General features: G+C 59.4%; 2 protein-coding genes. Both read right to left on the reverse strand.

Annotation, left to right across the window (positions count from 1 at the left end; translation table 11 throughout):
• On the reverse strand, positions 1-1,099 hold a 1,099-nt coding region (locus TZ03_RS27815), incomplete at its 3' end, for an FAD-dependent oxidoreductase (RefSeq protein WP_051101525.1).
• 144 nt (positions 1,100-1,243) lie between these two features.
• Positions 1,244-2,887, reverse strand: coding sequence for an acetolactate synthase large subunit (locus tag TZ03_RS27820; RefSeq protein ID WP_051101526.1), 1,644 nt, complete (start codon positions 2,885-2,887; stop codon positions 1,244-1,246).
• Positions 2,888-3,182: the final 295 nt, after the last annotated feature.

The following is a 3,182-nucleotide window of genomic DNA, read 5'->3' on the forward strand; positions in this document are numbered from 1 at the left end:
GGTGATCATATAGCGAGGTACCGTACATCCCGTCGTCCAGGAACATAAGGCTTTCGTCCATCGCCGCAAGCCCGAGATAAGCTGGCCCCTGAAACATCAGCCCTTTACTGTCAGGCACACTGCTAGCTTCCAGATGCGGGGCAGCGTACGGCATACCGTCCTGATCAACACGCCCATGTACCAACTGCAAGTGGCTGCTGAAGCCAAATACTGCTGTACGCAGTGGGTACAAGCAGCAGACGTCATAAAACGCTCCCCAGCTGCCATCACCAATCCCGATTGCATAAAAGATGGCCGACTCATCGTTACTCATGCCTAAGCCGCCAAAATCACCAGGGTTTGCGGGATCCCAAGCAGTAAGAGTGGGCAAATGCACCAGCTCTCTAAACGACAATCTGTGATAGCGTTCGACGATAGCCGACCACATCGATTCCCAGCTATCTGTGCCATAAACCGTAGCGATGCGTTCAGCGAACTGCTCCGCAAAATAGCGCCATTTATCGTAGACCTGCTGAAGCAGCGCAGTAGGAGGTGGTGTCTTACCTTCGGGATTACGCCAAACCAGCAGCGCAGGGTCTTCTTCACCCTCTAACTGCCCCTCGCGAAGATATATGCCTGTGGCATTTACCCAAGGTGTCCCGGGATTTGGAAAATCGGAAAGACGTAGTTTGAACAGCTTGGCGTAATAGGCCATAAGCGAGCGCCCGTCTTTTGGGGATTCGCCAGTTCTATTGAAGAACGGCATGCGCATGGCCCCCATTTCGAAAGGGGTTACAGGTTTCTTGTGATTTCCGCTGTTATTCACCACTGTCAGGTGCCGCCCGCCCACACGCTGGGACTGCTCGATCAAGGTGATGCGGGTAAAACCACAGCGCAACAATTCTCGAGCTGCAGTTAGCCCGGTAACACCAGCACCGACGATACAGATCCGGTGATCCGGCTGGGTGACACGTGCAACTCCGCCCTCTTGCTCGATCAAACGGCGGTAGTCGAAGCAGAGATCTGGCGGGTTGGGGAAGCGCGCAGCCCAAGGTAGGACAGGGCCTGATGGCTCGATGGCGAGGTCAGCGGGATGGTTATGTGTCGATCCGATAGTCATGTTCTCGTGTTCTCCATGAGTTGAAGAACCTGAGAATGATCAATTGCGAGATCCGTGAAGGGGTTGTTAATTACCACCAAGCGGCAGCCAGAGGATCGTGAGATACCTGTGACTGCCGCTTGGCAGCGATGAGGCCGTTACGCCTTACACCGCCAGCGCGCGCTCGCGCAGCTCGCTGTTGAGGATGCGGTCGTTCTCGCTGTAATCGACCGGGCAGTCGATCACGTGCACGCCTGGGGTCTTGATGCAGTGCTCGAGCAGCGGCAGGAAGGCTTCGGCGCTTTCCACGCGGTGGCCATTGGCACCGTAGGCTTCGGCGTACTTGACGAAATCCGGGTTGCCGTAGTCCAGGCCGAAATCGGTGAAGCCCATGTTGGCCTGCTTCCAGCGAATCATGCCGTAGCCATCGTCACGCAGGATCACCACGGTGATGTGCATGCCCAGACGAACTGCGGTTTCCAGCTCCTGGCTGTTCATCATGAAGCCGCCGTCGCCGCATACCGAGATCACGGGGCGGTCCGGGTGCACCAGGTGCGCGGCCATGGCCGATGGCAGGCCGGCACCCATGGTCGCCAGGGCGTTGTCCAGCAGCACGGTGTTCGGCTTGTGCGCCTTGTAATTACGGGCGAACCAGATCTTGTAGATGCCGTTGTCCAGGGCAACGATGCCTTCGGACGGCAGCACGCGACGGATATCGGCGACCAGGCGCTGCGGGTAGACCGGGAAGCGGTCATCGTCGGCACCTTCGGCGATCTGGGCTTCGTTGGCTTCACGGATGGCCATCAGGCGGGTGAAGTCCCAGTGCGAAGTGTCGGTCAGCGCTTCGCTGATCTGCCACACGGCGTTGGCGATGTCACCGATCACTTCCACCTGCGGGAAGTAAACCGCATCGACTTCAGCGGAGCGGAAGTTGATGTGGATGACTTCGGTGCCGCCACGGACCATGAAGAACGGCGGCTTCTCGATCACGTCATGGCCAATGTTGACGATCAGGTCGGCGGCTTCGACGGCGCGGTGCACGAAGTCACCCGACGACAACGCGGCGTTGCCCAGGAAGCGCGGGTGGCGCTCGTCGACCACACCTTTACCCATCTGCGTGGTGATGAACGGGATACCGGTCTTGTCGATCAGCTGCTTGAGGACCTTGGCGGTCATCTTGCGGTTGGCACCGGCGCCGATCACCAGGATCGGGTTGCGGGCGTTCTGCAATTTCTGCACGGCAGCTTCAATGGCCTTGTGCTCGGCCAACGGACGGCGGTGCAGGCTTGGCGGGATAGGCAAGCTGTCGGTCTGCTCGGCGGCGATGTCTTCCGGCAGCTCCAGGTGTACCGCGCCAGGCTTTTCTTCTTCGGCCAGGCGGAAGGCTTCACGCATGCGCGCCGGGATGTTGTCGGCCGAGGCGAACTGGTGGGTGTACTTGGTGATGGGGTCCATCATGCCGCACACGTCAATGATCTGGAAGCGGCCCTGCTTGGACTTCTTGATCGGCTTCTGGCCGGTGATCATCATCATCGGCATGCCGCCCAGGTAAGCGTAGGCGCTGGCGGTGACCAGGTTGGTCGCACCTGGGCCGAGGGTCGACAGGCTGACGCCGGTCTTGCCGGTCAGGCGGCCGTAGGTGGCAGCCATGAAACCTGCGGACTGCTCGTGACGGGTCAGTACCAGCTTGATCTTCGACTTGCGCAGGGATTCCAGCAGGTCGAGGTTTTCCTCACCGGGAATGCCGAATACATACTCGACACCTTCGTTTTCCAGGCATTGCACAACGACATCGGCGGCCTTGGCCATCTTGCTTGCTACCTCAAGTGATGGGACGGTGGAAGTCCAGAAATGCGCAGCACGGTACGCTGGCATCGCTCAGCCCGGTGGCAGGAGTGCCCCGAACCAAAGTCTTGACGTAGGGGGGGCACGGGAAAGTCACGTTGATGTGATGGGAATATTGTCGCAGCTTGGGACGGGGACGCGCATCTTTATAGGAGCGGTCTTGTGTCGCGGAGTGTTTCCAGAAACTGGCGCGGCCCCTGTGGGAGCGGCTTTAGCCGCGAAGCGGGCGACGCGGTGGCAGGCACCGGCTTTGCCGGTG

Source organism: Pseudomonas sp. 10-1B (assembly GCF_000935045.1).
GTDB lineage: Bacteria > Pseudomonadota > Gammaproteobacteria > Pseudomonadales > Pseudomonadaceae > Aquipseudomonas.